Origin of the sequence: uncultured Methanobrevibacter sp. (genome assembly GCF_937906425.1) — an archaeon.
GTDB lineage: Archaea > Methanobacteriota > Methanobacteria > Methanobacteriales > Methanobacteriaceae > Methanobrevibacter.
Window position 1 is genome coordinate 18840 of sequence record NZ_CALCYR010000283.1, and the last position, 8412, is coordinate 27251.

6 protein-coding genes are annotated in these 8412 nt (G+C 28.9%); 2 read left to right on the forward strand and 4 right to left on the reverse strand.

Features of this window, described 5'->3' with window-relative positions:
- Window positions 1-287: 287 nt before the first annotated feature.
- Window positions 288-2612 carry a hypothetical protein gene (locus Q0138_RS08385; protein ID WP_297983337.1) on the reverse strand — a complete coding sequence of 775 codons (2325 nt, stop codon included), beginning with the start codon at window positions 2610-2612 and terminating at the stop codon, window positions 288-290.
- A 1044-nt stretch (window positions 2613-3656) separates the two neighbouring features.
- On the opposite strand from Q0138_RS08385, the gene dcd reads away from it, so the two are divergent.
- Both dcd and glyS read left to right on the forward strand, forming a co-directional pair.
- Window positions 3657-4241, forward strand: a complete 585-nt coding sequence (gene dcd / locus Q0138_RS08390; RefSeq protein WP_297983341.1) for a dCTP deaminase — start codon at window positions 3657-3659, stop codon at window positions 4239-4241.
- A 180-nt stretch (window positions 4242-4421) separates the two neighbouring features.
- Window positions 4422-6134, forward strand: a complete 1713-nt coding sequence (gene glyS / locus Q0138_RS08395) for a glycine--tRNA ligase (protein WP_297983344.1) — start codon at window positions 4422-4424, stop codon at window positions 6132-6134.
- 171 nt (window positions 6135-6305) lie between these two features.
- Here glyS and Q0138_RS08400 read toward each other — a convergent pair whose 3' ends face one another.
- From Q0138_RS08400 to Q0138_RS08410, 3 genes are all read right to left on the reverse strand, one after another.
- The gene (locus Q0138_RS08400; protein WP_297983347.1) at window positions 6306-7124 is read right to left on the reverse strand and encodes a transcriptional regulator FilR1 domain-containing protein; all 819 of its coding nucleotides are present in this window, start codon (window positions 7122-7124) and stop codon (window positions 6306-6308) included.
- Window positions 7125-7226: 102 nt separating this feature from the next.
- Window positions 7227-8024 carry a transcriptional regulator FilR1 domain-containing protein gene (locus tag Q0138_RS08405; protein WP_297983350.1) on the reverse strand — a complete coding sequence of 266 codons (798 nt, stop codon included), beginning with the start codon at window positions 8022-8024 and terminating at the stop codon, window positions 7227-7229.
- Window positions 8025-8229: 205 nt separating this feature from the next.
- On the reverse strand, window positions 8230-8412 hold a 183-nt coding region (locus Q0138_RS08410), incomplete at its 5' end, for a hypothetical protein (RefSeq protein ID WP_297983353.1).

The following is an 8412-nucleotide window of genomic DNA, read 5'->3' on the forward strand; positions in this document are numbered from 1 at the left end:
TTTATATAATTCTTTTAGACGAAAATATTTCTAAAATAAACTTTTTTAAGAAAAATATTTTTTTAAAAAAATTATTAGTTTTAATATATTCAAACTAATTTAAAAATAAGAAAATTTTCTAAAACTAATAAAATAGCTAAAAACTAAAGGATAAACTCTGAAACTAATAAAATAACTAAAAATAAAGAATTAACTCTGAAACTAATAAAATAATCTGCAATAAAAAAAAGCTTTAAAAAATATAAAAAAATAAAAAAGAGAAAAATAAAAAATAAAAAAATTAAAAATTAAGAAATTAGTTGTGGACCGCCCATTTTACCTGCCTTTAACAATTTACAAGCAGAAGCAACAGTACCGGTCTGAATATAACTAATATTATTGGAAGCCATATACTTAGCAGGATTTGCTAAAGCATGACCATAATCAGCGTCCCAAGCTCTGCCAACCTTACTGTAAATACTGGAAGCAGCACCATAAGGTTTGGTAAACCATAATCCCAATACATGAGCTCCTTTATAATTGGAAACAAATGAGTAACCGTTTAAAGATCCAATCTCGCCAGACCATTCCTCAATACAACCAACATCAACTCCACCGAAAACTGCAAGCAATACTGAATTATTTCCAGTACAGCCATACCTATATGCGACATTATGAATATCCGGGCCTATACCTATGATAATCGCATTATAGCCCATTGACTTAAGAGTGCTTGCCAAACTTTTAAGCATTTTCAAGTCAGATTTTTTACCTGCAATATTGTCCGTGGTTAAATAGAATGTCAATTTGCTAGAATTTGAAACCTTTGTAAACTCTGAATTGGTAAATAGGGAATAATTCGGCAATTTCTTATTGTCGCCATAAAAACTTAAAATTCTTGAAAATTCAGCAGTATAAACCTTATATGGAACCTTATAAATTGAATATGAAATATAGGAATAGGTCTTATGTTTTATGGAAGATCCCACAGCCTTATTTACAATTTTAAGATAATTTTCCTTATATACAGTATCATAAATCTCTCCAGAAGAACTGCTTGGAGCAGAAACAGCAATCAATGTTATGTTATTATAGTTTTTATTTGCAACATGCTTAATTGCCACAGCCATCAAATAGGAAAGCTGTGCAGTGTTATATGAAACGTTTTTATATACTATATTACTTGGCAATGACTTGTTTGCGCTAAGATAATTCTTAAATAATTTTGACATCTTAACTACATCATTGAATGCCACCTTAAATGGTTTTACAACACATTTAGTTGTATTGGAACTGGCAGAGTAATATTTTGTTGCTGCAAACTTAAGACTAAGATTATATGTTTTAGGCCCATTAAACTTGAATACAGCAATTCCGCTTGAATTAGTCTTTACACTGTAAGTCTTGTTTGCTGAAGGAATACTGACAGATACTGTCTTGTTTTTAAGCAAGTTTCCTTGCTTATCCTTTAATGTAATTAAAACACTACCATATTTTGTTGAATTGATGGTAATTTTAGAAGCTGAAACCAAGGTAGGCATTTTGGAAATCTTTACCTTCACACTTGTGGAATTTGCATAGAAATTACTTGTTGCCTTGAATTTCACAATGCAGGAGTATGTTCCCACCTTTTTTGCAAACTTCAATTTAGCCACACCACTTGCATTGGTGATAATCTTATAGGTTTTCTTTGAATAGGTCACATAAATAGCCTTATTTTTTAAGGCAGTGCCATAAATGTTTTTTAGATTAACTTTAAGATAAGTGTTTTTGGTCATATATGAGCTTACAGCAGGAGCAGACAATATTGTCTTCATTTTAGTAATAGTTATCTTGGAACTTTTCTTTGATGAAGAGTAATTTCCATCTCCCTTAAACTCTGCAGTGCATGTAAATGTCCCAACAGCATTTGGAATCTTTATTCTGGCAATTCCCTTGGAATTTGTACTTGCATTATATGTTTTTCCAGAAACTGTAAGAAGAACATCCTTATTTGAAAGCAAAGCTCCATTTGAATCCATTAAACTAACGTTTACATAACTTGCAACTGTTAAATAAGATCTGACCTTCGGCACATAAAGTTTTGTGGACGCTTTAGTAATCTTTACATCCACAGAGGCATTTGAAGGATTATAATTTTCATCCCCCGCAAAGTCAATTAAAAGATTATAGTTAGCGACAGCCAAAGGATTGGAAATATTAAAAATAGCCAAACCCCCATCATCCGTGCTTAAATTATAGACTTGGCCATTTAAAGTTAAGGACAAGATTTTACCAGACAATGGCAAACCATCACTATCTTTTAAATTAATATTGGCTTGAGCATCAGTGCCATAAACAAAACTTATTTCTTGAGAACTGATTGAAGTGTCTTTTTTAGAAGGCAAAACTGAAGAATTATCTGTTAAGTTTGAAGAGCCTTCAGAATTATCAGCGGAAGAACCATCCAAACCAGAAGAACCCCCTGAAACAGAACCATCATCAGAATCATCCACACCAGAAGAACCCCCTGAAACAGAATCCTCAAGAACTAAATCATTATTATTTTGATTAATTGTAAAATCATCTACATCACTTGCTGAAACAGAAGCAATAAGCATGAAAAACAATGCTCCAACTGTTAGAAGCAACATAAAATCTTTATTCGAAATTTTTACACCTCACTAAATTAAAAAAAAATAATTTTATAAAACTAATTAAGAAATTATAAATTAAGAAATTATAATTTAAATAATTAAACTCTTTAAAATTATTTAAAAATATTAAAAAATATTTAAAATTATTTAAATTTTTTAAAATTTTTTAAAATTATTTAAAATTATTTAAAAATTTATTTTTTAAAAAAATTGTTTATTAAAAAAAATTCCTAATTTTAGGGCTTATTTTAAGCAGAACTAAAATCTGAGTTTTTATTTTATGATAAAATTTAAGATTTAATAATATATAAATCTTTTCACTGAAAAAATAAAAATTAAACTGTTTTGCAAGCTTAAAAAACCATAGAAAAATTTAAAAATTCTTAAAAAATAATAAAATTGATTTAAAATAAATAAAATAAAAAATAACTGATAAATAATAATCTAATTTAAAAATAAATTAATTTAAACTAATAAAAAAATCAATGCCCAAATAAGACTTTATTAGATAAAATAAGAGCAAAATAAAACTATTTATTAAAAATATAAATAATTTAAAAGTAATTAAATTAAATATAAATTAAAATGAGTTATTTTTATAAAAATAGTGCTAAAATGACCTTTTTAAAGTCCGAATAAAAAAATCAAATTTTAATAAATTAAAAAATAATTATAAAGATTTAAAACAAAATTATTTAACCAATAATGAAAGAGTTAAATAAAAAAATAATAATAAATCATACTTTAAATCAAAAAATAAGTAATTTAATGAAAAATAAAAAACAGAACGAAAATTGATAAAAAATTTTCAAAATTGACTTAAAAAATAAATAAAAAAATAAATAAGTCTAAAAAATCAAGCCACCCTTCAAAAAATCAACCCCCTTATCAATTTATAAAAAAACTATAATAATTATTAAAAAGAAATAATATAATGTTAAATTGTTTTATAAGAATTTCATAAATTATTATAAGCAATGATTTATAAAAAATAAACATTTTAAATAAAATTTTATTCCAATGAAAATTTGAGGAATTAAAATGGCTATTTTAAGTGATAGAGACATTAAAAAATATTTAGAGGATAAAAGAATTGTTATAGATCCTTTGGAAGATGAAAGACAAATTCAACCTTCTTCTGTTGATATGAGATTAGGGGATGAATTTAAAGTCTTTAAAGTCATTAGAAAACCATATATTGATCCTAAAGACCCAGAAGACCTTGCATCCTATATGGAATCAACAGTAGTTCCTGAAGGAGATGCATTCATCATCCATCCAAACGAATTTGCACTTGCTATAACCCATGAATATGTTAAATTACCTGATGATATTGTAGCAAGAGTTGAAGGTCGTTCCTCAATGGGAAGACTTGGAGTTACAATGCACGTAACTGCAGGTTATATTGACCCAGGATTTGAAGGAAGGATTACTCTTGAAATCTCAAACATAGGAACAATGCCTGTTGCATTATACCCAGGGCAAAGAGTATGTCAAATTGTTTTTGAAACAATGACCTCCCCATCTGAATTACCTTATGGTCACCCAGATAGAAACAGCAAATATATGGAGCAGACAAGACCTGAAAGCAGTAGAATCAAGTTTGATTACGAATTAAAAAAATAAAAATCAAGTGATTAAAAAAATCAAAATTAGTAAAAAACCAATATTGATTAAAAAAAATCAAAATTGATAAAAAACCAATATTGATTAAAAAAAATCAAAATTGATTTTAATTAAAAATCAGATTAAATATTTTTTAAAATAGCTATTTGCCCAAAAAATTATAATTATGGAGAATTATTCATGAATCATGAAAAAATGACAAATATAGCACGTAAAAGAGGTTTTTTATGGCCTTCTTTTGAAATTTACTCAGGAGTTTCCGGATTTACCGATTATGGACCTCTTGGAGCAAGTTTAAAAAACAATATTATGCAAAAGTGGAGAAAACAATACATTGCAGGAGAAGGTTTCCATGAAATAGAAGGACCTACTGTAATGCCAAAAGAAGTTTTAAAGGCTTCAGGTCACGTTGACAACTTTACAGACCCTATGACAAAATGTGAATCCTGTGGAGAGGTTTATAGGGCAGACCACATCATTGAAGAAGCAATCGGTGAAGATGTGGAAAGTTTGGAAAACGAGGAAATGGATGAGATTGTAGCAAAAAACAATATCAAATGTCCAAGCTGCGATGGAGACTTGGCAAAAATCTGGAATTACAATCTAATGTTTAAAACGGAAATTGGTGCAAAAGGAGACAAAGTAGGTTATATGAGACCTGAAACTGCACAAGGAATTTTCATTTTATTCAAACGTTTATCAAGATTCTTTAAAAACAAATTGCCATTTGGTGCAGTCCAACTTGGAAAAGCATACAGAAACGAGATTTCCCCAAGGCAAGGAGTTATCCGTCTTAGAGAGTTTACACAAGCTGAAGCTGAAATCTTCTTGGACCCAAAAGACAAGACACATCCTAAATTCAAGCAAATAGCTGATGAAAAATTATACCTTTCATCCCAGGATGTCCAAATAAACAATAAGGAAACCTTGGAGATTACAGCTCAAGAAGCATTGGATCAAGGAGTTGTTTCATCTGAAACATTGATTTATCAATTATACCTTGCTAGAAAATTCTTGAAGGAATTAGGAATTCCTGACGAGGTCTTAAGATTCAGACAACACTTACCTGGAGAAATGGCACACTATGCTCTTGACTGTTGGGACGTTGAATGTTTAACCGACCAATATGGTTGGGTGGAAATCATTGGTATTGCAGATAGAGGAGATTACGACTTAAAGGCCCACACCCAATTCAGTAATGATGAATTAAGCATTTACCAAGAGTTTGACGAAGCAAAAACCATTTCCAAACTTGTTGTAAAACCTAACTTAAAATTATTCGGACCTGCATTCAAGGGAGACTCCCCTAAAATCAAGACATATATTGAAAACTTAAGTGATGAAGAGGTAGTGGAACTTAAAGAAAAAATAGAAGCTGATGGAAAATTCACTTTGGAATTGGACAACAGCTTTGAAATTCTTGAGGAACACTTGATTTTTGAGGAAATTGAAGAGGAAGTAAAAGGAGAAAGAATCATACCTCATGTAATCGAACCATCATTCGGTATTGACAGAATTCTCTACTGCACATTACTCCATTCCTTTAAGACTGAAGAAGATGGAGTCAGCAAGGAATACTTTAAATTCGCAAATGAAATAGCTCCGATTCAAGTCAGCGTATTCCCATTAATGAATAAAGACGGACTTGATGAGATTGCAACTGAAATCACCCACAACTTACGTGAAGAAGGATTTACAGTTGATTTAGACACTTCAGGAACTATAGGAAAAAGATATGCTCGTGCTGATGAAGTAGGTGTTCCAATAGCTATTACTGTAGACTTTGATACAAAAGAAGATGATACTGTAACAATTAGAAACAGAGACACTGAAGAACAGGAAAGAGTAAAAATCGAAGACTTAAAAGAAATTATTGAAGAAAAACTTCAATAATTCCATTTTATTTTTTAAAAAAAAATAAAATCAAATACTATTTTTAAATCATAAAAATTTTAAAGAAAAATTTTAAAAAAAATAAAACTCGTTAATTAAATATTATTTTCTATTTTTTCATAAAACACCCCCTAAATAATAAATAAACTATTTTTAAAATCATAAACCCAATTACAAAATTATCTGGTTTGAATTTTTATAATAAAAGTCAAATATCTCTCTTGCCCATAAAACCCCTGGTTCTGTATCATTATAAATTACAAGCCCATCATCAAATGAACCATCCTTTTTAAAAAGATTCATCATCATAAGTTCTGAACCATAAATGAGAAACAATTTCAAATCCCCAGAATACTTACGAAGACGGATCAAGTCATTGTCTGACAATTCAATAAGCTTTTTAAAATAACCTGTTTTTTTAATGGATTTTAATACATCATCATTTACTATTAAATCCAATGAATTACCCTTTCTCACATGATCCAAAATTATATCCATATGGCCTTGAGAAAAGATAGGCAGAAGTATCCCAATGTCCTTTGATGAATTAATGGATTTTTCGCATATATCAATATATTCAGACAAGTCAACCTGATTTACCTTATGAAACTTTGAATCGTTTAGCAAATAAGCATTATTTATAAATTCTGTTGGAAAAGAATTGATTTGATGAGTTTCCCAAAATTCACGATTTGTTTCAAAAAGATATAAGTTCTTTTGAAGCTTGTCCAAAGCAAAACCATATAATGCCCCCTTTGAAGTAGCACAATATTGCTTATAATTTTTTGTAATCAAATCCAAGGACTCCAATTCCTTTATGGCATGCAATATTGTAGCGGAAGGCTTGTTAAAACTTTCCCTCAATTCCTTTAATTCATCACAATTATCCAACAGGTGAATAAGCAATTCATTTCTCACAGTAGAAGCTAATATAAAACGCATATTATTAAAATCTCTACGTTTTACCTTAAATTTATCCTCAATCAACATTTTATCACACTAAAACCATCCAAACAGAATCTCTAAAAATCTAAAACCCCATTTGGAAAATAACCCTATAAAACAATAAACATATTGTAAACTCACAAAAATTTAATAAATAAAATTCCTTGCATCATCCTTATATGAATTAAACAACTTGTTAGCCCAATCAATAGCCTTTTCTTCACAAGATACAAGTAATCTATTCTGATCATAACTTCCATCAGTCTTAAACAAGCCAATGGAAACATTTTTATCCGAAATTGCCAAAGCCAATTTGATATGCTCATCGATTTCCAAAATTCTTAAAAGACCATTGTCAATGGCATCCTTTACAATAACTTCGCCAATACATTGAACAAAACGTCTGCTAATCACTCTTGGAAGAATAATTTCAATCTTGGCACGGGACAAAACTAGTCGTCTAATCAGTTTAGGATACTCTGGATGAAAATAAGGAAAAATAACCTTTAAAACACTTGAGCTGGTAAATATTTTCCTAAATTCCTCATGAGTCCTATAAATGTCGGAAGGAGAACTGCTGATAAGTTCTGAACCTTTCAATGAAGACAATTGCTGATGATAGGAATTTGAAATCGGATATATGTCATGATTTAACCAAAAATCAGAGAAATTGTTTATTGTATTCAGCTCATCCTGAAAATCCATCAGTGCAATAAGGTATATTCGACCTATATTAGTTAATCTAAACTTATTTTGCACCTTTTCAACAAGTCTTCTTTCACAAAGTTTATGAATGTTTGTAGAAAGTGAACTGTAAGTCAATAAAGAATCCTTATTAAAATCAATTAATCTATGTGGTTTTTTAGACAAATCAACCATTATTCTCAATCGGACATTTGAACCGTTTATAAATTTTAGTTCTTCTTTCATATGTTCATAAGTCATCTAATCCCTCAAAAAGATATTTTAAATAATTAATTAATGTGAATAATTTAAAAAAAAGCCTGAGCTTAATCCAAATTAAAATTATTTAAAAACTTAATGAAGCATACAAAAAATAAAATATTAAATTTGTTTTAAAAAAAAACAAGAGCAATTTTTTAAAAAGGACAATGATTGACTTTCAATCACATTTTTAAAAGTTTGAAGATTAAGAAATATCTAGTAAATCAAGAAAGGGATAATTAAACTTCAACCAATTATATAGAAAAGACTTAAAATCAAACCTAAAAACCAAACAAATAAGCCCAGAATTAAAAATCAAACCTAAAACTAAATAAATAAGCCCAGAATTAAAAATCAAACCTAAAACTAAATAAATAAGCCCAGAATT

Coding starts and splice junctions, on each gene's coding strand:
- Q0138_RS08385 (WP_297983337.1), bottom strand. CDS start 2,612: ATGTTGCTTCTAACAGTTGGAGCATTGTTTTTCATGCTTATTGCTTCT.
- dcd (WP_297983341.1), top strand. CDS start 3,657: ATGGCTATTTTAAGTGATAGAGACATTAAAAAATATTTAGAGGATAAA.
- glyS (WP_297983344.1), top strand. CDS start 4,422: ATGAATCATGAAAAAATGACAAATATAGCACGTAAAAGAGGTTTTTTA.
- Q0138_RS08400 (WP_297983347.1), bottom strand. CDS start 7,124: ATGTTGATTGAGGATAAATTTAAGGTAAAACGTAGAGATTTTAATAAT.
- Q0138_RS08405 (WP_297983350.1), bottom strand. CDS start 8,024: ATGACTTATGAACATATGAAAGAAGAACTAAAATTTATAAACGGTTCA.